This window comes from Agrobacterium sp. ICMP 6402, assembly GCF_009498615.1.
GTDB classification, from domain to species: Bacteria; Pseudomonadota; Alphaproteobacteria; order Rhizobiales; family Rhizobiaceae; genus Agrobacterium; species Agrobacterium burrii.
Genome location: NZ_QSNV01000001.1, coordinates 1,513,148 through 1,534,748 on the forward strand (window position 1 = coordinate 1,513,148; position 21,601 = coordinate 1,534,748).

The 21,601-nt window shown below is 60.3% G+C and carries 19 protein-coding genes; 7 read left to right on the forward strand and 12 right to left on the reverse strand.

The features are described 5' to 3' along the window. Nucleotides 1–136 precede the first annotated feature (136 nt). The 8 genes from DXT96_RS07730 to DXT96_RS07765 form a co-directional block, all read right to left on the reverse strand. Nucleotides 137–1,651 carry an ATP-binding protein gene (locus DXT96_RS07730; RefSeq protein WP_153514064.1) on the reverse strand — a complete coding sequence of 505 codons (1,515 nt, stop codon included), beginning with the start codon at nt 1,649–1,651 and terminating at the stop codon, nt 137–139. A 128-nt stretch (nt 1,652–1,779) separates the two neighbouring features. Continuing rightward, nucleotides 1,780–2,667: an EamA family transporter gene (locus tag DXT96_RS07735; protein ID WP_153514065.1), complete on the reverse strand. Its 888-nt coding sequence runs from the start codon at nt 2,665–2,667 to the stop codon at nt 1,780–1,782. 33 nt (nt 2,668–2,700) lie between these two features. After that, nucleotides 2,701–3,339, reverse strand: coding sequence for a LysE family translocator (locus DXT96_RS07740; protein WP_153514066.1), 639 nt, complete (start codon nt 3,337–3,339; stop codon nt 2,701–2,703). Between the two features lie 46 nt (nt 3,340–3,385). After that, a complete protein-coding gene (locus DXT96_RS07745) occupies nt 3,386–3,874 on the reverse strand; it encodes a GNAT family N-acetyltransferase (RefSeq protein WP_174373565.1) in 489 nt (162 codons plus the stop codon). 108 nt (nt 3,875–3,982) lie between these two features. Further along, nucleotides 3,983–4,222 (reverse strand): hypothetical protein, encoded by a 240-nt coding sequence (locus tag DXT96_RS07750; RefSeq protein ID WP_153514068.1) that lies wholly within the window; start codon nt 4,220–4,222, stop codon nt 3,983–3,985. A 392-nt stretch (nt 4,223–4,614) separates the two neighbouring features. Then, entirely contained in the window at nt 4,615–5,436 is an 822-nt protein-coding gene (gene murI, locus DXT96_RS07755) for a glutamate racemase (RefSeq protein WP_153514069.1), read from the reverse strand. Further along, nucleotides 5,420–6,247: an RNA methyltransferase gene (locus DXT96_RS07760; protein ID WP_153514070.1), complete on the reverse strand. Its 828-nt coding sequence runs from the start codon at nt 6,245–6,247 to the stop codon at nt 5,420–5,422. Before DXT96_RS07760 ends, murI begins: the two co-directional genes overlap by 17 nt. 112 nt (nt 6,248–6,359) lie before the next feature. Continuing rightward, nucleotides 6,360–6,890, reverse strand: coding sequence for a hypothetical protein (locus DXT96_RS07765; RefSeq protein ID WP_194287579.1), 531 nt, complete (start codon nt 6,888–6,890; stop codon nt 6,360–6,362). Nucleotides 6,891–7,105: 215 nt separating this feature from the next. On the opposite strand from DXT96_RS07765, the gene DXT96_RS07770 reads away from it, so the two are divergent. Continuing rightward, on the forward strand, nt 7,106–8,320 hold the full coding sequence (locus DXT96_RS07770; protein WP_149897312.1) for an NADP-dependent isocitrate dehydrogenase: 1,215 nt from the start codon (nt 7,106–7,108) through the stop codon (nt 8,318–8,320). Nucleotides 8,321–8,973: 653 nt separating this feature from the next. Continuing rightward, nucleotides 8,974–9,600: a glutathione S-transferase family protein gene (locus tag DXT96_RS07775; protein ID WP_153514071.1), complete on the forward strand. Its 627-nt coding sequence runs from the start codon at nt 8,974–8,976 to the stop codon at nt 9,598–9,600. A gap of 73 nt (nt 9,601–9,673) precedes the next feature. On the opposite strand, the gene DXT96_RS07780 is transcribed toward DXT96_RS07775, so the two are convergent. The 3 genes from DXT96_RS07780 to recA form a co-directional block, all read right to left on the reverse strand. Next, nucleotides 9,674–10,057 (reverse strand): VOC family protein, encoded by a 384-nt coding sequence (locus DXT96_RS07780; protein ID WP_153514072.1) that lies wholly within the window; start codon nt 10,055–10,057, stop codon nt 9,674–9,676. 108 nt (nt 10,058–10,165) lie between these two features. Then, on the reverse strand, nt 10,166–12,829 hold the full coding sequence (alaS, locus tag DXT96_RS07785; protein ID WP_153514073.1) for an alanine--tRNA ligase: 2,664 nt from the start codon (nt 12,827–12,829) through the stop codon (nt 10,166–10,168). Nucleotides 12,830–13,062: 233 nt separating this feature from the next. Then, the gene (gene recA, locus DXT96_RS07790) at nt 13,063–14,154 is read right to left on the reverse strand and encodes a recombinase RecA (RefSeq protein ID WP_153514074.1); all 1,092 of its coding nucleotides are present in this window, start codon (nt 14,152–14,154) and stop codon (nt 13,063–13,065) included. A gap of 245 nt (nt 14,155–14,399) precedes the next feature. Here recA and DXT96_RS07795 point away from each other — a divergent pair, with 245 nt between their 5' ends. Both DXT96_RS07795 and DXT96_RS07800 read left to right on the forward strand, forming a co-directional pair. Further along, nucleotides 14,400–15,341, forward strand: a complete 942-nt coding sequence (locus DXT96_RS07795; RefSeq protein ID WP_371418805.1) for a carbohydrate kinase family protein — start codon at nt 14,400–14,402, stop codon at nt 15,339–15,341. 32 nt (nt 15,342–15,373) lie between these two features. Next, entirely contained in the window at nt 15,374–16,297 is a 924-nt protein-coding gene (locus DXT96_RS07800) for a pseudouridine-5'-phosphate glycosidase (protein WP_153514075.1), read from the forward strand. Nucleotides 16,298–16,514: 217 nt separating this feature from the next. Here DXT96_RS07800 and DXT96_RS07805 read toward each other — a convergent pair whose 3' ends face one another. Beyond that, entirely contained in the window at nt 16,515–18,701 is a 2,187-nt protein-coding gene (locus DXT96_RS07805) for an OmpA family protein (RefSeq protein ID WP_153514076.1), read from the reverse strand. Nucleotides 18,702–19,042: 341 nt separating this feature from the next. Between DXT96_RS07805 and DXT96_RS07815 the strand changes: the two genes are divergently transcribed. The 3 genes from DXT96_RS07815 to DXT96_RS07825 all read left to right on the forward strand — a co-directional run bounded on the left by DXT96_RS07815 (nt 19,043) and on the right by DXT96_RS07825 (nt 21,560). Further along, a complete protein-coding gene (locus DXT96_RS07815; protein ID WP_153514078.1) occupies nt 19,043–19,816 on the forward strand; it encodes an ABC transporter substrate-binding protein in 774 nt (257 codons plus the stop codon). 113 nt (nt 19,817–19,929) lie between these two features. Further along, the gene (locus DXT96_RS07820; protein WP_153514079.1) at nt 19,930–20,733 is read left to right on the forward strand and encodes an ABC transporter permease; all 804 of its coding nucleotides are present in this window, start codon (nt 19,930–19,932) and stop codon (nt 20,731–20,733) included. Then, complete coding sequence (locus DXT96_RS07825) at nt 20,730–21,560, forward strand: ABC transporter permease (RefSeq protein ID WP_371418806.1); 831 nt, start codon at nt 20,730–20,732, stop codon at nt 21,558–21,560. The genes DXT96_RS07820 and DXT96_RS07825 overlap by 4 nt, the downstream gene beginning before the upstream one ends. The last annotated feature ends 41 nt before the right edge of the window (nt 21,561–21,601 follow it).

Sequence of the window (21,601 nt, forward strand, 5' to 3'; positions counted from 1 at the left end):
CGGACCTGATCCGGGGTCTAGCGCGATCAAGTCCTTGATCGTAATAGACTCTCTCCACGACGCAGACGCGCCGTGGCTGGATGCCGGATCTAGTCCGGCATGACGGAAGGTATATTTCACAAGCAGCCTGTCAGCCTCACTCCGCCGCCACCTTCGCATCGTCCTCAGCCGCATCCGCATCGCCGGGTGCGGTTTTTGCATCAAGATCGGGAAACGCCACAATGCGCTTGCCGGAGAAATCGGCATGCACCACCACAAGCTCCTTCTCCTCGAAATAACCGAGGAGACGCCGCGCACGGCGGGCGGAATGGGTGCCATAGGCGCGGGCGATGCGGGCATCAGACGGGCAAGGCTCTTCACCGAGCGCCGCCTTGACAAGCAGCAGGAAAACCCCCTGCAGATCATCTGAAACCGACATCGACAATTCCAGCGCCTTCTCCCAGCCTTCGCTGGCCGCCATCGCCGCATCCACGCCGGAGCGAGCAATCGCAACCTGTCGGCGGAAATCGGCCAGCGTCATCGGCGTGCCGGGAATACGGCGCATGCGGGCGCGCACCAGAAAATCCTGATAAAGCACGGCGTCGGTACGATAGGCCGATTGCGGATCGTCGAGAATTTCGACGAGCACGGCCGTAATCTTCTCCTCACGGTCCTCCGGCGTCATTTCAACCTGGCCGGCGCGTGGCTGGTCCGTGGAGGGGCCGACGGCGGCGGGGGTGGAGCGGGACAATTCTGCAAGAATATCTGTGGTCGGGCGTGGTGCCGGCGGCGTGCGGCGCACGGCGGCGCGCGTGAACTCTTCCGGATCCGGCGTGAAGATCAGGTCTTCCACATCCTGTGGTGCATCCGGCAGCGGCATCAGCTTCGGCGAAGAGGAGCGCGCCGAGGTTTCCACCGCCCCGATGACGATGGGTAGCGGGCGGCGCGACAGCGCCGGGCCGAGCGCCACGAAATTGCCGCGCTGCAAATCGCGGAACATTTCCGCCTGCCGCCGGTCCATGCCGAGCAGATCGGCAGCGCGCGCCATGTCGATATCGAGAAAAGTGCGGCCCATCAGGAAGTTCGAGGCTTCCGCCGCCACGTTCTTGGCGAGCTTTGCAAGGCGCTGCGTGGCGATGACGCCGGCAAGCCCGCGTTTGCGGCCACGGCACATCAGATTGGTCATGGCCCCCAGCGACGCCTTGCGGGCATCTTCCGTCACTTCACCGGCGACGGAGGGCGCAAACATCTGCGCCTCATCCACCACGACAAGCACAGGATACCAGAATTCGCGATCGGCATCGAACAGGCCATTGAGGAAGGCGGCTGCGGCCCGCATCTGCTGTTCGACATCAAGGCCTTCGAGCGTCAGCACGCAGGAGACGCGATGCTGACGAATGCGGTTGGCGATGCCGGCAAGCTCGGCTTCCGTGCGCTCGCCATCCACCACCACGTGGCCGAATTTGTCGGACAGCGTAACAAAATCGCCCTCGGGATCGATGATGACCTGCTGCACCCATTGCGCCGATTGTTCCAGCAGCCGGCGCAGAAGATGCGACTTGCCGGAACCGGAATTGCCCTGAACCAGCAAACGCGTCGCAAGCAATTCCTCAATATCGAGCTTGGCCTGCTGCCCGCCCGATAGAGTTCCCATGTCGATGCCGACCTGCAATGTTCAATTCCTCGTGCTGCATCTGATACGGCCGATTCCCTTGGCGGCGGCCGAACATGCTCTTTACCAAAAAAACGCCGGTTGCGTCTGTCACATCCCGATAATGCACAGGCAATTGCGTGCGGCCCCTAGGCAGGCCGGGTCCACAACCGCGACAGGGCGATGCGGCGTCCGAATACGTTCAGTACCAGGCCCAGAATGACCAGCCCGGCGCCCAGCACTTCGAAGAGGGTGATATGCTCCGCAAAAGCGAGATAGGCGCTGATGAAACCGACCACCGGCACCAGCAGCGAAAACGGCGCAACGGTTCCGGCCGGATACCGCAAAAGCAGATAGCTCCAGATGCCCGCGCCGACAATCGTTGCCCCATAGGCCATATAAACGACCACAAGAGCCGTCGTCGCCGTCGCATTGGCAAGACCCTCGGCAATCGCGCCCGGTCCTTCCACGACAAGCGAAAGCGCCACCAGCGGCAGAACAGGCACAAGGCTGGTCCATGCGACGAAGGAGACCGCATTCACCTGACCGATCCGCCGGTTGACGATATTGCCGACAGCCCAGGCGATCGCCGAGCCGACGCCCATCAACAACGGGACGAAGGCCGCCATCGTCATGCGCTCCGCGCCGATCACGGCCAGCCCACCGAAGGCGATGACCGCGCCCATGACCTGCGAGGGCAAAGGCCGCTCGCCGAGGAACACGACGGCAAGCGCCAGCGTGAAAAACGCCTGCGACTGCATGACCAGCGAGGCAAGCCCGGCGGGCAGGCCGAGCTTGATGGCCGGATAAAGCAGGCCGAACTGAAAAAAGCCCATCGCCATGCCGTATACGATCATATGCCGCCACGGCACATTCGGTTTCGGCAGGAAGAAAACCAACGGCACGGCCGCACAGAGATAACGTAACCCCGTCAGGAACAAAGGCGGCATGTCGGTGACGCCGATCTTGATGGCGACGAAGTTGAAGCCCCACAAAAACACGGTGATCAGGGCGAGTAGTATATGCGGCAATGCCATGCTGTATATCCGGTATTGGCTCTCACGAAGCCTTTACGATGCAGCAGTCCTCTTCCATGCGAAGGCGACAAGACCGGCACCAATCAGGAGACCGCCGCCCGTGCGGTTGACGATGCGCTGAACCTTCGGTTTGCGGATCGTGTTGCGGGCGGCACTTGCCAGCAGTCCATAAAGCGCTGCATTCAAGGTGGCAAGCACCAGGAATGTCGCTTCGAAAATCAGCACCTGCGGCCAGAAGGGCAGCGTCGGCACCAGAAACTGCGGCAGGAAGGCCACGAAGAACACGATGCTCTTTGGGTTCAGCGCCGTGACGATATAGGCATGCAGGAAGATTTTAAGCGGCCTTTCACGGCCCGTCACACCCTTGCCATCCGCGCCTTCGCCGCTGACCGGTGAACGCCACAGCTTGATGCCGAGATAGATGAGGTAAGCCGCCCCGATCCATTTCAGACCGGTAAACAGTGCGGCCGAGGTGGCAAGCAGCGCCCCAAGCCCCAGCATGGAGGCGGTCATGGCGGTGAAATCACCCAGCGCGACACCTGTTACCGTCGCGGTGCTCGCCTTGCGGCCATGACCGAGCGCGTAAGAAATCACCAGCAGGATCGTCGGTCCCGGAATGGCGAGCATGATGGCGGATGCGGCCACGAAGGCCAGCCAGTTCTCCAACGGCATGATGAAATCTCCCTTCACTCAATGCGGTGAGCAAGCCACGGAAATCTTACTCTGGCAAGAGCTCCGTTTCCTGCTCGGCAAGACGCGCAAGCGCAGTCTCGTCGAAGCGAAGGAAAACGCACTCCACCTCGTTTGCGCCAACGCGGTTATAAAACCGTTGCGCACCGCTATTGTCGCGACCGGTGGTGAAGTCGAGCCGCGAACCGCCCTGTTCGACGACAATTTTTGCCGCCTCACGGATCAGCGCTTCACCGACACCACGCCCCCTCGCCCATTCTGCAACGTAAAGTTCCTTCATGAACCAGACCGGCCGCAACGCCACGCCGGGAAACATCTCGAACATCGAGAGAATACCCAAAGCGCCGTCATCGGCAGCAACAAGCATGATACCGTGGCTGGAGTGTAAAAATCGTCCGAGACGGGTCCGCACCGCCGCCTCGCCAATCGCGCCGGCCCCCTCGTAATGCCGCTCCATATCGACAAATACAGGGCAAAGCAGCTCGATATCGGTCGCCACGACTTTTCGGATTCGCATAAAATTCCACTCCAAAAACACGACGAAAGCACGGGATCGTGACGGTTTCATAAAACCGGTAGACAGCTTCGCCGAACCTTACAGGCCGGCGAAGCACAGCTACCCCAATCAAAACCGCGGCGCCCAGTAAGGTGGCGCCCAGTCCCGACGCACCTTCCGCTCAGAGGGCTGGAGGCCGATATCATCCAGCAGACGGCCGGGTAAATCAGCGATATCCGTCGGCGGCGTACGCGGCACCATTGCCGCGACAAGAACCGCTTTTAGGGTTTTCCAGACGCCGAATGTGACGAATAAACGGTCGACCGCATCCGGCAGCGCATATGCCACCAATGGTTGATTTTTCTGCATGGAAATCCATCCCGGCGCAGCTAAGCGGCCAGGTCCTTTATCGATGGAAAACGACATGCCGGAACGGCGGGCGCAGCAACGGAGCCACGCGAACGCACAATTTCAGATGTCGAACGAAGTGAAAGTGCCAAACGGCAAGGAAATCAGGCAATAAGCCTTATCGGAGGGTGATGCCTCGGGGCATATAACCGCAGATGACCATGCCGGAAGTGCCAGACATGCCGTTAAGGCGCATATTAAAATTGTCAGTCATTCCACGCCTCCTTTTATAGCGATTACAGACGAGAGGCATCTTACACGAGATGCCGGACGCGACAAGTGGTCGCAATCTCGAATTGCAAAAATCAAGCGGAACAGATGCAAAAATACAACAGCAGCTAAGGCCGTGAAACTCAGACCGCCGAAACGCTGAGGCCAAAACCCTGCATCAGCCGCCGCGTGGAGAAATCCGGCTTGCCTGACGTGAAGACGGCGAAGTCGAAACCATCTGGATGTTCCGCATCCTGTGGCAGCGGCACCAGATGGCGCGCACGCCTCGCAATAGCCTCAGCGGGATCGAGCCAGTCCACCGGCCAGGGCGCCAGCCGGCGAAACACGTTGGCCATGAAGGGATAATGCGTGCAGGCGAGAACGACGATATCGGTGCGCTTGCCGTCGCTGTCGATGAAGCAGGGCTCAATTTCGGCAAGCACGGCGTCGTCGGATATCGGCTCCCCCCTGATCCAGCTTTCCGCCATACGCGCCAGATTTTCCGAGCCGACGAGGCGAACATGGCATTGCGTGGCGAAAGACTGGATGAGATCGCGCGTATAGGCGCGTTTGACGGTGCCGGGCGTCGCCAGCACGGAAACGAGGCCTGAACGGGTACGCTCTGCGGCGGGCTTGATGGCAGGAACAGTGCCCACGAAGGTCATGTGCGGAAACCGTGCCCGAAGATCGGCCCCGGCCAGCGTGAAAGCGGTGTTGCAGGCAATGATGCAGACTTCGGGGCTGTAGTCTTCAAGCAGCGTTTCAAACAGCGAAAGAATGCGCGCCGTCAGCGCCTCTTCTTCCCAGCCGCCATAGGGAAAACCCGCATCGTCGGCCACATAGATGAAACCGCGCTCGGGCATCAGCACGCGCGCCTCGCGCAGCACGGTCAGCCCGCCAATGCCGGAATCGAACACCAGCACCGGTTTCAGCACATCGGCCGCCGCTTCACTCGTCTTCAGCATTCTCCCCCATCTCCTGTGCCGGTTCTACCCTGCCGGTCTGTTTCGACCAACGGCGGGGAAAACGGTCGAGCGTATTGAGCACACCACGGAAAACGCTGATTTCCTGCTCGGAAAACCCGCGTCTCGACATCACGGCGCGCAGATTGTCGACCATTCTGGGCTTTTTTTCGGGCGGATGAAAATAGCCACGTGCATCCAGCACTTCCTCGAGATGTTCGAACAGGCCGAAAACCTGCTCCTTGGTGGAAGGCCGCTGCTCGACGGACTGGAAAAGCGTCTCGTCCAGATCGTCCATGCCTGACTTCATCCACTCATAGGACATCAACAGCACGGCCTGCGCGATGTTGAGCGAGGCAAAGGCGGGATTGACCGGAAATGTCACGATCTCGTCAGCCAGCGCCACTTCCTCATTGGAAAGCCCCCAGCGCTCGCGCCCGAACAGGATGCCGGTCTTTTCGCCAGCCTTGAATTTTGTCCGCAGCGTATCGGCGGCGGTGACGGGCGCGCGCACCGGCTTGAAACCGTAACGCTCGCGCGCGGTGGTGGCATAAACGAAATTGAGATCCTTGATCGCCTCTTCCAGCGTCTCGAACACCTTGGTCCCGTCAATGACATGATCGGCCTTGGAGGCGGCGGCACGCGCCTTCTCGCTCGGCCAGCCATCACGCGGATTGACCAGACGCAATTCGGAGAGGCCGAAATTGGCCATCGCCCGCGCCACCATGCCGATATTTTCGCCGAGCTGCGGTTCGACCAGAATGATCGCCGGGCCTTCCGCCAGAAGTTCAAGCTCGCTGTTAGTGCCTGCCATCGTCGTGTTCCAGTTTTTTGAAGCGCGGCATCGGTTTTACCACGATGCGCTAAAGCGCGCCTCACTGGCACAGATCAGCGCTAAAATCAAAGTCGGGGCGGCTTAAGGCCCTTCACTCTCCCTTGATGATCGTCGCCATTTCTTCGCGCAGTGAATCCCTGCCCTCGTCACCAACCCGGTGAATGTCGCTGATCACCGGCCTGCCATCTTCCTCGATGACATCGAAATGCACCTCGTCCACCGTCGCCTTCATCTCCGCCTCATCCATGCAGGCCCAGAGCTTGAACTTCGCCGTCACATCCGTCACGCCGTCCTTCACCGCGCCCGGCGCTACCGAAACATCGGCCAGCGGGCAGCCGTCCTGCGAGTTCGTGACCACATCGTAACCGAAGGGATCGCCGGTCTCGCCGCTTTCCGCCTCGTAGGCCGGCTTCTTGGATGCTTCGCGATATTGCGTCACGAAATCCTTGCTGAACAGGCTGGTCAGCATGTCCTCATCGAAAATGTATTTCCAGTTCTCGGCATCACCGGACCAGTTCTTGACGGTAATATCCATCACCTTCTGAACGGGATCGGCAGGCCCGGCCGCAAGGGCGCTGTGGGAAAAGAGGACGGCGGCAGTCAGAAGCAGAATATTCCGCATGATGTGATCCCGGGATAGGCCCGACACGCGGGCGAAGCGATTCGCCTGACTGTATTCCGGCATTGTGGTTTGGCAATGCGCAAAGCGTTATTGCGGTGCGCCAAAAAAGCGCCCCCCATGGCTTTGCCTCAGACGCTCGCGATGCTATAGCCCGACCGGATATTTTTCCGAATACCGGCGTCAACAGGCGCCACAGCTTCGAAGGTGAGGAATTCATGGCAAAGATCAAGGTAGCCAATCCGGTCGTCGATCTCGACGGCGACGAAATGACCCGTATCATCTGGCAGTTGATCAAGGACAAGCTGATCCTGCCTTACCTCGATCTCGATATCGAATATTACGACCTCTCGGTTGAAAATCGCGACGCCACCAACGACCAGGTCACGATCGATGCGGCCCACGCCATCAAGAAGCACGGCGTCGGCATCAAGTGCGCCACGATCACCCCGGATGAGCAGCGCGTCGAGGAATTCGGCCTGAAGCAGATGTGGAAGAGCCCGAACGGCACGATCCGCAACATTCTGGGCGGCGTCATCTTCCGCGAGCCGATCATCTGCAAGAACGTTCCGCGCCTCGTTCCCGGCTGGACCAAGCCGATCGTCGTCGGCCGCCACGCTTTCGGCGACCAGTACAAGGCAACCGATTTCAAGTTCCCCGGCAAGGGCAAGCTGACGATCAAGTTCGTCGGTGAAGACGGCACGGTCATCGAAAAGGACGTTTTCGACGCCCCGAGCGCCGGTGTCGCACTGGCCATGTACAATCTCGACGAATCCATCCGCGAATTCGCCCGCGCATCCATGATGTACGGCCTGATGCGCAAGTGGCCGGTTTACCTGTCCACCAAGAACACCATCCTCAAGGCTTACGACGGCCGCTTCAAGGATATCTTCGAAGAAGTCTACCAGACCGAGTTCAAGGCGAAGTTCGACGAAGTCGGCATCACCTACGAACACCGCCTGATCGACGACATGGTTGCTTCCGCGCTCAAGTGGTCCGGCGGCTACGTCTGGGCCTGCAAAAACTACGATGGCGACGTGCAGTCCGATACGGTTGCTCAGGGCTTCGGCTCGCTCGGCCTGATGACCTCGGTACTCCTGTCACCGGATGGTCGCACCGTCGAAGCCGAAGCTGCCCACGGCACGGTAACGCGCCACTATCGCCAGCATCAGAAGGGTCAGGAAACCTCGACCAACTCGATCGCCTCGATCTTCGCCTGGACCCGTGGCCTTGCCCACCGCGCCAAGCTGGATGACAATGCCGAACTCGCAAAGTTCGCGACAACGCTCGAGACCGTCTGCGTCGACACCGTCGAAAGCGGCTTCATGACCAAGGATCTGGCCCTGCTCATCGGACCGGACCAGCCCTGGCTCTCCACCACCGCCTTCCTCGACAAGATCGATGAAAACCTCAAGACGGCGATGGCGGCTTAAGCCTCTTCACTCAGTGACATTAAAACCCGGCCTCAGCGCCGGGTTTTTTCTTTGCGCCATAAAGCTGAAACGTCAGCGCCGCGGCATGGGCCGAGCGCGCCCTCATCTACTCCTGCGCTGGAAGACCGATTGTGCCCAGCGAATCAGCGCATATGACACCGCGTTTTTCAGCGCCTCAAAATACACCTCAAGCTTCGGCATGATGTGGTCACGGGGCCTTTTTCCGCCCGAAACGTCCCAAGCGCCGCATCATCACCGGCTTCCGCCGCCGCTATCCGATTGAGCAACCCGACCAGAGGCATAAGCCCCCTCTATCTGGGCCGCATCAGGCAGAAAAAATGTGGGAAAAACTGGAAAACCGGGTCGCAACGCCCGGTTTTCTTTTTTTGTTCACAGTATCTTGATTAGACGTTGCACTAGGCGCAGACTTCGATTCTGGACCGTGCCGTGGCCAGCACAACAATAAGACAAAGCTGAAACAGCATCTACTTACAGATAACTTACCCGGCGCAGTCAAAACTTACCGCAGCGTCAGTACGATCTTCAAGGAGCGTGAGAATGATGCTGCGGATTATAAAAACACACCGCGCCAGTGAGGGACCCGCAGGGTTTCCCCATGAGGCTGCGGCGATTTTGCTTGGGGAGGCAGGACTATGAGTGAGTTGATCTTCTACACCAATCCCATGTCGCGCGGACGCATCGCGCGCTGGATGCTCGAAGAAGTGGGCGTTCCGTATAAAACGGAAATATTGAGTTTCGAAACCTCGATGAAATCGCCCGCCTACCGGTTGATAAACCCGATGGCCAAGGTGCCGGCCATCAAACACGGCGATACCATCGTCACCGAGGCCGCAGCGATCTGCGCCTATCTCGCCGATGCCTTTCCCGGCGCGAACCTTGCACCGACGCCGAAGTCGCGCGGGCTTTATTACCGCTGGATGTTTTTTGCCGCCGGTCCGCTGGAAATGGCGGCCAGCATGAAGGCGATGGGTTTCGAAGTGCCGAAGGAAAAACTGCGTATGGCGGGCTGTGGCAGCTATGCGGATGTGATGAACACGCTTGAGCGCGCCGTCAGTGAAAACCGCTTCATCGCCGGCGATCTTTTCACCGCAGCCGATGTTTATGTCGGTGCTCATATCGGTTGGGGACTACACTTCGGCACGATCGAAAAACGCCCGGCCTTCATCGACTACATGGCGCATCTCACCGAACGTCCGGCCTTCAAGCGCGCTGCCCAGCTTGATGAAGACGCGGCGAGGGATTTACAGGCGACGGGATAATCGTCCTACGGTATTACAAAGAACGACGGTGGCCCGTCCGAAATCGCCCATAGGGTCGATCTTTGCGGCGGGTCTATTCATCGGATTGAACGAGTGGTTCTCCGACCTCGATTGCATGACCGTCCGGATCATAAAAGCGGAATACTCTCTGCCCCCAAGCCTGCGGTTCGAGAGGATGGATAAGCTCGACATACGGCGCGATATTACGAAAAGCCGCCTCGACATCCGCATGCTCGAAATACAGCAGCAGGTTTCGCCTGCCATATGGCTCTTCCGCCTCTGATGGCGTCTGCCAGACCGTCTCCTCAAGCGACCGCCCTTCATGGATGGCGAAGCCGCCCTCAAAGAGAACGAACTTCCCGAAGTCACGCAATATTCGGAGGCCGAGCCGGTCACGATAAAACGCCGTGGAGCGGTCTATATCGCGCACGAAAGGGATGGGATTTACAAAGCGCATGCCTTCCTCCCCGTCTTCAGCGCTCGATGGTCCATGCCATCTCTCGCAAGCCTCAGCGCAGAATTAAAAAAGGCGGGGTAAAACCCCGCCTTCCTCAATCTTTCAAGATCAGGCCGCCAGTGCCGCGGCCACCGCTTCGATGGCCTCCTGCGCCTTGGTACCATCCGGGCCGCCGGCCTGCGCCATATCCGGGCGGCCGCCGCCGCCCTTGCCGCCAAGTGCGGCGGAAGCGGTGCGGACGATATCGACGGCACTGAAACGGGCTGTCAGATCTTCGGTCACGGCGGCGACAGCGCTTGCCTTGCCGTCTTCGGAAACGGCGATCAGCAGCACGACGCCGGAGCCGAGATTGGCCTTGGCCTCATCGGCAAGGCCCTTCAGGTCCTTGGCATCGATGCCAGCAAGGGATTTGGCGAGGAAATTGACGCCTGCGACCTGCTGGACGTCGTTTGCGCCGGCATCCGACGAACCGCCGCCCATGGCGAGCTTCTTGCGGGCTTCCGCAAGCTCACGCTCCAGCTTCTTGCGCTCGTCAAGCAGGCCTTCGACACGCGACAGTACATCGCCCGGCTGGACCTTGAGAGAAGACGCCAATGACTTCACCCGCTCGTCCTGTTCGGCAAGATAGGCAAGCGCACCCTGGCCCGTGACGGCTTCAAGACGGCGCACGCCAGAACCGACAGCGCTTTCGCCGAGAATGCGGATGAGGCCGATCTGGCCGGTTGCGGCCACATGGGTACCGCCGCAGAGTTCGACGGAATAGGGACGGTTGGCTTTCGCGCCATGAAGGCCGGTGCCCATCGACACCACACGGACCTCGTCGCCATATTTTTCGCCGAACAGCGCCATCGCGCCCTCGGCAATGGCGTCATCGACGCTCATCAGACGGGTCACGACGGGCGAATTCTGCAGCACGATCTCGTTCGCCATATCCTCGACCACCTTCAGCTCCTCGGCCGACATGGGTTTGGGATGCGAAACGTCGAAGCGCAGGCGCTCGGGCGCAACCAGCGAACCCTTCTGGGCGACATGGGTGCCGAGCACTTCGCGCAGCGCCTCGTGCAGCAGGTGGGTGGCGGAGTGGTTGGCGCGCAGGCGAGAACGGCGATCGTGATCGACCGTCAGCTGCACGGCTTCGTTGACCTTCAATCCACCCTTGGAAACCGTGCCGGAATGTACGAACAGGCCTTCGCCTTTTTTCTGCGTGCCGGAAACGTCAAAAGCGCCATTGTCGCCGACGATCACGCCAGTGTCACCCATCTGGCCGCCCGACTCGCCATAGAAAGGGGTCTGGTTGACGACAATATGCACCGTCTCGCCTTCGACCGCGCTGTCCACCTCTTTGCCATCCCTGACGATCGCCTGAATGACGCCTTCGGCGCTTTCGGTGTCGTATCCCAGGAATTCAGTTGCGCCGAGCTTCTCCTTCAGCTCGAACCAGACGGTTTCGGTCGCCTTGTCGCCGGAGCCGGCCCAGTGCGAGCGGGCTTCCGCCTTCTGGCGCTGCATGGCATCGGTGAAACCGGAAATATCCACACCGATTTCGCGGGCGCGCAGCGCGTCCTGTGTCAGGTCGAGCGGGAAACCATAGGTGTCGTAGAGCTTGAAGGCGGTTTCACCGTCCAGCATATCACCCTTGTGCAGGGTCGAGGTGGCATCGGACAACAGCGACAGGCCGCGGTCCAGCGTCTTGCGGAAACGGGTTTCCTCAAGCTTCAGCGTCTCGGAAATCAGCGCTTCGGCGCGAACCAGTTCGGGATAGGCGCGGCCCATCTGCTGGATCAGCGCAGGCAACAGCCGGTAGATCAGCGGCTCGCGCGAGCCCAGAAGCTCGGCATGGCGCATGGCGCGGCGCATGATGCGGCGCAGAACGTAACCACGACCTTCGCTCGACGGCAAAACGCCATCGGCAATCAGGAAGGCGGAAGAACGCAGGTGATCGGCAATGACCCGGTGGCTGGCGCGATTTTCGCCCTCGGCCGGAACGCCGGTCGCCTCGACGGAAGCGGCGATCAGGGCGCGGAACAGATCCGTATCGTAATTGTCATGTTTGCCCTGAAGCAGTGCCGAAACGCGCTCAAGCCCCATGCCTGTATCGATCGACGGGCGTGGCAGATCGATGCGTTCTTCCTTCGTCAGCTGCTCATATTGCATGAAGACGAGGTTCCAGATTTCGATGAACCGGTCGCCATCCTCTTCCGGCGAACCGGGCGGGCCGCCCCAGATATGATCGCCGTGGTCATAGAAGATTTCCGAACAGGGACCGCAAGGGCCGGTATCGCCCATCGCCCAGAAATTGTCGCTGGTCGCAATGCGGATGATGCGGTCATCGGAAAAGCCGGCGATCTTCTTCCAGAGATTAAAGGCCTCGTCATCGGTGTGATAGACCGTGACCAGCAGACGATTGCGGTCAATGCCGAATTCCCTGGTGATCAGGTTCCAGGCGTGGGTGATCGCCTCTTCCTTGAAATAGTCACCGAAGGAGAAATTCCCGAGCATTTCGAAGAAGGTATGGTGACGGGCGGTATAACCGACATTGTCCAGATCGTTATGCTTGCCGCCGGCGCGCACGCATTTCTGCGCCGAAGCGGCCGTGGAATAAGGACGGCTTTCAAGACCGGTGAAGACGTTCTTGAACTGCACCATGCCTGCATTGGTGAACATCAGCGTCGGATCGTTGCGCGGCACCAGCGGGCTGGAGGGCACGATCTCGTGTCCGTTCTTTTTGAAGTAGTCGAGAAAGGTCGACCGAATTTCATTTACACCGCTCATGCCCACACACCGCTCACAGCTGGAGTCCATCATTGCCATCACAAAGGATGGCTATATTGCAAAATTAATGGCTTTTATCGTCCACATCCTGCCCTGTCCAGCCATGCAGGCGCGTGAAGGCGCACAGGCAAACAAAAAGGGCCGCGCGACGGGAAATCACACGGCCCAATTCGTTTCAATCAGCTCATTTCAGCGAAGCAGCCCGACAGTCGATGTCCGGGCCTTCTTGCGCGTCAGCCCTCGTCGCCGTCGCCATCGCTCTCGCCGGCATCCGGGCCGCCATTCTGCAGGAAGCGGTCGGCGATCAGACCGGCATTCTGGCGCAACGCCAGCTCGATCTCGTTGGCCGTATCCGGATTGTCGCGCAGGAAGGTCTTGGCGTTTTCACGCCCCTGCCCCAGACGCTGGCTGTTATAGGAAAACCATGCGCCGGACTTCTCGACGATACCGGCCTTCACGCCGAGATCGACAAGCTCGCCGGTCTTGGAAACGCCTTCGCCATACATGATATCGAATTCAACCTGCTTGAAGGGCGGCGCCATCTTGTTCTTGACGACCTTGACGCGCGTCTGGTTGCCGACAACCTCTTCGCGTTCCTTGACAGCACCGATGCGGCGAATGTCGAGGCGCACCGAGGCGTAGAACTTCAGCGCGTTGCCGCCCGTCGTCGTTTCCGGCGAACCGAACATGACGCCGATCTTCATGCGGATCTGGTTGATGAAGATCACCATGCACTTCGACTTGGAGATCGACGCCGTCAGTTTGCGCAGCGCCTGGCTCATCAGACGTGCCTGAAGACCCGGCAGGCTATCGCCCATCTCACCTTCGATTTCCGCACGCGGCGTCAGCGCCGCCACCGAATCGATGACGAGAACATCGACCGCACCGGAACGTACCAGCGTGTCGGTGATTTCAAGCGCCTGTTCGCCGGTATCCGGCTGCGAGATCAAGAGGCTCTGCAAATCCACGCCGAGCTTGCGGGCATAGACCGGATCGAGCGCGTGTTCGGCATCCACGAAAGCGCAGATACCGCCCTTTTTCTGGGCTTCCGCAATCGTCTGCAACGCCAGCGTCGTTTTACCGGAGCTTTCCGGGCCGTAAATTTCAATGATACGCCCCTTCGGCAAACCGCCGATGCCGAGCGCGATATCCAGGCTGAGCGAACCCGTCGAAACGGTCTCCACCTCAACCACATTTTCATTGGAACCGAGCTTCATGATCGATCCCTTGCCGAACGACCGTTCGATCTGGGAGAGAGCCGCTTCCAGTGCCTTGCTTTTGTCCACCGATTTATCCTCTACGAGACGCAAAGAATTTTGTGCCATCCGAAACACCTTTAGGTTATTGAAGCCACGCAGGCAATGAAGCAGTATTGAAATGGTATGTACTCTATTTGTTCTCATTTCGCAAGGCGCTGCCAGCACATTGAAAACAAATAACGATAAGTGGTTTGTTCTGCCTTTGTTTTTCCGACCCGGCCAATCGCCTCAAACCGGATAGAAAGGTGGATGAATACAGGATCCGGCCGAATCGTGGCGCCTTTCGATCCGTGAAAGAGGGAAACGCAAGCGTGAAGAAAATACTCGTTCTGGGCGGCGCGCATATCGACAGGCGTGGCATGATCGAGACGGAAACAGCACCAGGCGCCAGCAATCCCGGCTCGTGGATGGAGGAGGCAGGCGGCGGCGGCTTCAACGCGGCGCGCAACCTTGCCCGGCTCGGTTTTGCCGTCCGCATCATCGCGCCACGCGGCGGCGACGTGACCGGTGAAGCGGTGGCGGAAGCGGCGAGGCAGGCAGGCGTCGAAGACACGCCCTTCATTTTCCTCGACCGCCGCACGCCGAGCTACACCGCCATTCTGGAACGTGACGGCAATCTGGTCATCGCCCTTGCCGATATGGACCTCTACAGGCTCTTCACCCCACGCCGCCTGAAAGTGCGTTCCGTGCGCGAGGCGATTACTGCGAGCGACTTTCTGCTTTGCGACGCCAATCTGCCGGAAGACACGCTGACCGCACTCGGCCTCATCGCCCGCGCCTGCGAAAAACCGCTTGCCGCCATCGCCATTTCTCCCGCCAAGGCGGTGAAGCTGAAGGGTGCGCTTGCCGATATCGACATTCTTTTCATGAACGAGGCGGAGGCCCGCGCGCTGACCGGCCAGACGGCGGAAAATGTCCGCGACTGGCCCGACATTTTGCGCCAGGCCGGACTTGCCGGCGGCGTCGTTACCCGCGGTGCAAGTGAGGTGGTGGCTTTCAATGAAACGGAAACCGCAACGCTCAACCCTCCCCTCATTCGCGAGGTGAAAGACGTGACCGGCGCCGGCGACGCCATGGCCTCCGGTTATCTTGCAGCGATCACCGATGGTAAAACCATCGCGCAAGCCCTGCGAGTGGGCGCGGCGGCAGCAGCCATCACTGTGCAATCGCCTTTCGCCACTGCCCAAGACCTGTCAAAAGACAGTGTCGAGACGATGTTGGGGCTTGTCCCCATGGCAGAAATGCTGGCATGAACCCGTTTATTAGAGAACCTGGAACAAACAGAATGACCCGCCCCATCTCCCCGCTCCTGCCCATCGTTTATTCGCAAGAGGTTGCCGCCGCCAAGCAGCGCGGCGCGCCGATCGTCGCACTTGAATCGACCATCATCACCCATGGCATGCCCTATCCCGGCAATATCGAGATGGCGGAAAGCGTCGAGCAGATCATCCGCGATCAAGGTGCGGTTCCGGCCACCATCGCCGTCATTCACGGCACCCTGCATATCGGTTTGGAAAAGGACCAACTGGAAGCACTGGCCCAGACCACCGACGCCATGAAGGTTTCGCGCGCCGATATCGCCTTCGCAATTGCCGAACGCCGCACCGGCGCCACCACGGTGGCTGCGACGATGATAGCCGCCGCCCGCGCCGGCATCCGCGTTTTCGCCACCGGCGGCATTGGCGGCGTGCACAAGGGCGCGGAAGAGACCTTCGACATCTCCGCCGACCTGACCGAGCTTGCCAAGACCGGCGTTATCGTCGTCTGCGCCGGCGCCAAGGCCATTCTCGACATCCCGAAAACGCTGGAGGTTCTCGAAACCAACGGCGTGCCGGTCGTGACATTTGGATCTGAAGAATTCCCGGCCTTCTGGTCGCGTTCCTCCGGCCTGGCGAGCCCGCTTTCGCTCAACAGCCCGGCGGCGATCGCCAATTTCCAGGTGACCCGCGAACAGCTCGGCATCGATGGCGGCATGCTGGTGGCCAACCCCGTGCCGGAAGAAGACGAAATCCCGCGCGAGGAGATGGACATCTACATCAACCGCGCCATTTCCCACGCCGAGCGCGATGACATCACCGGCAAGGCGGTAACGCCCTATCTGCTCGGCGATATCTTCCGGCTGACGGATGGCAGGAGCCTTGAGACGAATATTGCGCTGGTGCGTAACAATGCCCGGCTGGCTGCGGAAATTGCGGTGGCGCTGAACTGAGGCATACATCTCCTCCTCGTTCAGTTTTGGGGGGTCTTCACAAACCTCTTCTCCGTCATGCTCGGGCCTGTCCCGAGCATCTGCTACGTCTCGACTAAACGAGACGTGATTGGATCCTCGGGACAAGCCCGAGGATGACGTCGAGCCTGAGAATTGACGATAAAAAAGCCCGGAAAGCTTGCGCTTTCCGGGCCTTCGTTTTCCTACCTGAACCCAATCAGTTCTGGGCGACCGGCTTCACCAGCGGCGTGACGCGGCGGATGGTGACGCGGCGGTTCTGCTGTTCCGGGCCGAGCGTCTGGACCTTCAGGTAACGCTCGCCATACCCTTGAGTCGCGAGGTTTTCCGGCGGGATGCCATAAACATCGGTCATGACGTTGGCGACGGAAGCGGCGCGTTCGTCGGAAAGCACGAGGTTGCTTTCATCGGAACCGACAGCATCGGTGTGGCCTTCGATCAGGAATGTTTCCGCCGGGTTCTTTTCCAGCGCCTTGTTGATCGCATCCGCCACCTTGCGCAGCGAGCGGGCCTGCGCCATCGGAATGTCGGAGCTTCCCGTGGCGAAGGTGATCGTATCGAGGTCGATACGGCGGACCTTGTCGCGGATACGGGCCGAATAACGCACCTCATCCAGCGAATAGACACGCTCTACGGGCTCGACCGGCGGCTGCTCCAGGAAGCGGTAATAATCGCGGTCCGGATCGCTCGACGTGTCGATGATATAGTCGCGAACCGGGATGCGCAGACGCATCGGCGGCAGGTCGAGGCCGGGATCGCGATAAACGTAATCGCGGTCAGGCTCGTCCATCAGCTCGGGCGCATAGAACAGCACATATTCGCGGCCACGATCATCGATGCGCGAGCGCTGGATGACGTCGCCATAACGGTTGCGGATCGTCACCACCTGGGTGCCATCGCGACGTTCCACGGTTTCGCGGACACGACCGCCCGGCAGACGCTCGTAATAAGGCTCGCCGCCATCACGGATGAAGCGCTGGTTGTCATCGCCACGCACCACGACACGGTCGCCGAATTGCAGGATGATCGGCGCATCGCGGTCACGATCCCGGTCGCGCGGGCGGCCCTCACGTGGCTGCCATTCGCGCACGCCTTCCGGCCGCTCATATTGCGGACGACGGTCGATACGCTCGCCCTGCTGGGAGGTGATGGCCTCCATTTTCACGGGCGGCGGTGGGGTTTTGCCTTCGGCGGCACCCGCGCGCTGCGCCTCGGCGTCGGAGGTCGGAACCTTCACGTCACCGGCCTGCTCGCGCTCGCGGCGGCGTTGCTCGCGGGCCTGATTGTTGCCGGAGCGTTCAACTTCCTTGTCGCTGTCGAGAACGGCCGCCCCTTTGTCCACCGGCAGGATGACGGTGTCGGCGGTCTTGGATGGGTCCTTGGCAACCGCCTTGGCCTTGTCCAGCTCCTGCTTCGTCATTGGCGGTGCTTCGGTCTGCGGAATGGCAACCTGATTGGGCACGGGCTCGCCGGCAGGTGCCTGTCCGGTGGTCGCGCCGTTTGGCACAGGCGCAGGCGTGCCGGGCAGCGGGGCTGCGGGCTCGGTCTTGCCCTGTCCTTCGACCGGCGGCTTTTCAGAAGGCTGCTGACCGGGAGCAGGATTGGGCTGCGCCTCCGGTGCCGGCGGACGTGCCGGTGTCGGCGCTTCGGTCGGAACGGGTGCCTCCTTCGCAGCCGGCTCAGGCGCTGCTGGTTTTTTCTCCGGAACCGCCTTTTCGGCCGGCTCAGCCTTCGGCGCAGGCGCTTCTACCGGCGGCTTTGCTGCTGGCTCGGCTGATTCAGGACGCTTGGCGGGCTCTTCGGCCGCGGGCTCCTTGGCACGCTCAGGTTTGCGCGGACGTTCCTTCGGTGCCTGCTCGGCAGGGGCTGCGTCAGGTGCCGGCTCGGGGCGCTTGCGGGCGGGCTTCGGTTCGCCTTCCGGCTGTGGCTCCTGGGCGCGACGTGCAGGTTCTTCTGCCTTCCGCTCCGCAGGTGCGGGTTCCGGGCGAGCCTCGGCCTTCGGCTCCGGAGGCGCTTCGCGTTTCGGCTCCGGTTCACGCTTGGGCTCTGGTTCGGGTTTCGGCTCCGGTTCGCGCTGAGGCTCGGGCTTCGGCTCAGCTTTGGGCTCAGGGCGCGGCTCGGCGGGGGCTTCGGCCTTGGGTTCAGGTTTGGGCTGGGCCTCTTCGGCCTGCTGGCGCTGCTTGCGCAGAAGTTCTTCCGGGTTCTGTTCTTCGGCGACCTGCCCTTCCGGTTGCGCCTGCGCCAGAATCATCGGGCTCTGCGCCTGGGGCATCTGTACCTGCGCCTGCGCGGCCCCGGCAAAACCGGCGGAGGCCGGCTCCACGGCGATTGCCAGCGACATGAGGGGGAAAACCACCCCCGTCAGCAATGTGTTCTTCTTCAGCATTCGGTGCTTCCTCATTTGCCTCGTCTTATCGGCGCGCGCTATCGCGACGTCCCGGCTGCGCATGCAGGCGCTGGACAACGCCTGCCACACACTTCGGTTCCCATGATGACCAAAGCCTTGTGTACCGGAAATGAACAGATCAAGGCGTTTTCGTGAAAGCTCTGCGGCACAATCGCGGTGACTAATATTGCAGTTGCATTTTTTGACCAACCGGATGAATAATTGCCGCAAGCGCTGAAGGCCCCGGGAAACAAAAAACATCCCGCCGTGCCCTGCGCTCAAGGCGTCCGCACTGAAAACAACAACAGACTGCGGATGAACGACCAAAAGAGAGGATCGAAATGCCTATTTCCACCCGTCTGCTCGCAGCCGTATCGATTGCCGCCATCTCGCTGTTTTCAGGTGCCGCCCTTGCGCAGGACAAGATCGTCATCGGCACCGAAGGCGCCTACCCGCCCTTCAATAATCTTGAAGCCGACGGCACGCTGACCGGCTTCGACATCGACATCGCCAAGGCGCTCTGCGTCGAGATGAAAGCCGAATGCACCTTCGTCACCAATGACTGGGACGGCATCATTCCGGCCCTGCAGGCCAAGAAGTTCGATGCCATCATCGCGTCCATGTCGATCACGCCAGAGCGTCTCGAGAAGGTCGACTTCTCCAAGAAATATTACAACACCCCGCCGGCCATCGCCGTGCCTAAGGATTCGCCGATCAAGTCGGTCGAGGACCTGAAGGGCAAGTCGCTCGGCGCACAGGGTTCCACCACCCACTCCAACTATGCCGAAAAGCATTTTCCGGATGCCGATGTGAAGATGTATCCGACCGCCGACGAATATAAGCTCGACATCGCCAATGGCCGTATCGACGCCGTCATCGACGATATCGTCGTGCTTTCGGAATGGCTGAAGACGGACGCCGGCAAGTGCTGCAAGATCCTGACGCCGCTTCCGGTTGACGTCGAGATCAACGGCAACGGTGCAGGCGTTGCCGTGCGCAAGGGTGACACGGCGCTCGCCGATAAATTCACCGCCGCCATCGCCGGTATTCGCGCCAACGGCAAATATCAGGAAATCAACAAGAAATACTTCGATTTCGACGTTTACGGCCAGTAACCGGCACGACGTCTGTTGAAATCTGGTGGCGGAAGGCTTGCCCTTCCGCCATTTTTGTTTGAAAACGTCACTATAACAATCACGGCGGCTTAAGACCGCGGGGGAAAACTGGCATGAGCGGAGCATTTTCCGCCATAGGTGCGTTCTGGACCTATGTCTCGACACTTCTCGACCCATTTTGCGGTCCAGTCGGTCTCTTCTCGCTTCTCGGAAACGGCACCCTTGTTGCGTGTGGCGACGCAGGCTGGGGCGATGAAATCGCTTTCGGCGTCAAGGTCACGATCTCGCTGGCGCTTGCCACCCTGCCCGTCGGGCTGCTGATCGGCTTCCTCATCGCGCTTGCGGCGCAATCGGAGGAAAAGTCGCTGCGGCTGGCGACCGGCATATATACAACCATCTTCCGCGGCCTGCCGGAACTGCTGACACTCTTCATCGTCTATTACGGCATTCAGATGCTGCTGCAATCGATGGCAGGTTACGTCGGCATCACCGGACCGGTCGAGATCAACGCCTTCGTGGCCGGCATGGTCGCGCTATCAGTGGTGTTTTCATCCTATGCCTCCGAAGTGCTGCTTTCCGCCTTCAAGGCCATTCCAAAGGGCCAATATGAGGCGGGCCACGCCCTTGGCCTGTCTCGCGGCCGCACCATGGTGCTCATCATCATTCCGCAACTGGTCAGGATCGCCCTGCCCGGCATGACCAATCTCTGGGTCATCCTGCTGAAAGACACCTCCTACGTCTCCATCATCGGCCTTGCCGATATCGTCCGCCAGACCGGCATCGCCGCCCGCGTCAGCAAGGAAGCCTTCTTCTTCTACGGCATCGCCTGCCTGCTCTACCTTATTCTGGCCCTTCTCTCTTCCATCGGGATCGGTTTCATCGATCGCTGGTCGCGCAAATCGGAGGTAAGCCGGTGAGCCACATCCAGGAACTCATCCCGCCGCGCCCTGCCCCGGCCATTGCAGACAAACCGCTCAACATATCGCGTATCGTCGGCATCGCCGTCATCACGCTTTGGCTGCTACTCGCCGCCGGGCTGCTCTTCGCCATGATCGAAGGATGGGACTGGGCAAAGTTCGAGCGCTACGGGCCGCGTTATATAGACGGCCTCATCACCACCATCACGCTGGTCGGCAGTTCGATCATTCTCGGCGCAATCCTTTCGGTGCCGATTGCCTTCGCACGCATGTCGAAAAACCGCATCCTCGGCGCACTGGCCTATGCCTATGTCTACGTCTTCCGCAGCACGCCGCTTCTGGCACAGCTTTTCCTGATCTATTACGGCCTTGGCAGCTTCCGCCCGCAACTGGAGGCGGTCGGTCTGTGGTGGTTCTTCCGCGAGGCATGGTATTGCGGCCTCCTGGCGCTGACCCTCAACACCGCCGCCTATCAGGCCGAAATCCTGCGCGGGGCAATCCGCAGCGTGCCCCTCGGCCAGCATGAGGGCGCGGCCTCGCTCGGCATTTCGAAATTCATCACCTTCCGCAAGGTCATCCTGCCACAGGCACTCATCGTCGCGCTGCGTCCCTATGGCAATGAGATCATCTTGATGATCAAGGGTTCGGCAGTTGTCTCCATCGTCACGGTCTTCGACCTGATGGGGCAGACCCGCTACGCCTTTTCCCGCACATTCGACTATCAGGCCTATCTCTGGGCCGCGATTTTCTACCTGACGATCGTCGAGACGCTGAGACATGTCTGGGCCTGGCTGGAAGCCCGCCTGACGCGCCACCTCAAGCGTTAGGCCGAAGCTTGGCAGCACTCATCAACTGAGGCTGCCAACAT

Coding starts and splice junctions, on each gene's coding strand:
- DXT96_RS07735 (WP_153514065.1), bottom strand. CDS start 2,667: ATGGCATTGCCGCATATACTACTCGCCCTGATCACCGTGTTTTTGTGG.
- DXT96_RS07740 (WP_153514066.1), bottom strand. CDS start 3,339: ATGCCGTTGGAGAACTGGCTGGCCTTCGTGGCCGCATCCGCCATCATG.
- DXT96_RS07745 (WP_174373565.1), bottom strand. CDS start 3,874: ATGCGAATCCGAAAAGTCGTGGCGACCGATATCGAGCTGCTTTGCCCT.
- DXT96_RS07750 (WP_153514068.1), bottom strand. CDS start 4,222: ATGCAGAAAAATCAACCATTGGTGGCATATGCGCTGCCGGATGCGGTC.
- murI (WP_153514069.1), bottom strand. CDS start 5,436: ATGCTGAAGACGAGTGAAGCGGCGGCCGATGTGCTGAAACCGGTGCTG.
- DXT96_RS07760 (WP_153514070.1), bottom strand. CDS start 6,247: ATGGCAGGCACTAACAGCGAGCTTGAACTTCTGGCGGAAGGCCCGGCG.
- DXT96_RS07765 (WP_194287579.1), bottom strand. CDS start 6,890: ATGCGGAATATTCTGCTTCTGACTGCCGCCGTCCTCTTTTCCCACAGC.
- DXT96_RS07770 (WP_149897312.1), top strand. CDS start 7,106: ATGGCAAAGATCAAGGTAGCCAATCCGGTCGTCGATCTCGACGGCGAC.
- DXT96_RS07775 (WP_153514071.1), top strand. CDS start 8,974: ATGAGTGAGTTGATCTTCTACACCAATCCCATGTCGCGCGGACGCATC.
- DXT96_RS07780 (WP_153514072.1), bottom strand. CDS start 10,057: ATGCGCTTTGTAAATCCCATCCCTTTCGTGCGCGATATAGACCGCTCC.
- alaS (WP_153514073.1), bottom strand. CDS start 12,829: ATGAGCGGTGTAAATGAAATTCGGTCGACCTTTCTCGACTACTTCAAA.
- recA (WP_153514074.1), bottom strand. CDS start 14,154: ATGGCACAAAATTCTTTGCGTCTCGTAGAGGATAAATCGGTGGACAAA.
- DXT96_RS07800 (WP_153514075.1), top strand. CDS start 15,374: ATGACCCGCCCCATCTCCCCGCTCCTGCCCATCGTTTATTCGCAAGAG.
- DXT96_RS07805 (WP_153514076.1), bottom strand. CDS start 18,701: ATGCTGAAGAAGAACACATTGCTGACGGGGGTGGTTTTCCCCCTCATG.
- DXT96_RS07815 (WP_153514078.1), top strand. CDS start 19,043: ATGCCTATTTCCACCCGTCTGCTCGCAGCCGTATCGATTGCCGCCATC.
- DXT96_RS07820 (WP_153514079.1), top strand. CDS start 19,930: ATGAGCGGAGCATTTTCCGCCATAGGTGCGTTCTGGACCTATGTCTCG.